Source organism: Calothrix sp. CCY 0018 (genome assembly GCF_963920925.1).
Taxonomy (GTDB): domain Bacteria; phylum Cyanobacteriota; class Cyanobacteriia; order Cyanobacteriales; family Nostocaceae; genus Rivularia.
In genome coordinates this window covers 1-255 of record NZ_CAWUDI010000153.1, presented here as the reverse complement: position 1 = coordinate 255, position 255 = coordinate 1, and the positions used below count along the sequence as shown (strand labels likewise).

Annotated in this window: 1 protein-coding gene; it reads right to left on the bottom strand. The window is 53.3% G+C overall.

Annotated elements, in window-relative coordinates:
* The coding region (locus tag ACM03V_RS34540) for a hypothetical protein (RefSeq protein WP_414625324.1) at positions 1-255 on the bottom strand (255 nt) is incomplete at both ends.

The following is a 255-nucleotide window of genomic DNA, read 5'->3' as shown; positions in this document are numbered from 1 at the left end:
GCTCAAAAGCGTACTTGTTTTCAAGCGCTGTCATTGCTCTGCTGATGATCTCTGCCAGGTCTTGCCGATCCATTGGCGTCACGCGAATATTCCCATCCGCCAGCTGGCGCGTCACAGACTCGTGGTCGGCAATCAGCTCGTTGATGTCACTGGCCACGCCTACCATCGCGAACGTGACCTTTTCAGGTCCGATTGCCTTAAGGAGAGAAGCGATACCCTTCTTATTCGCGATACGATCAAACTCGTCGACGATGA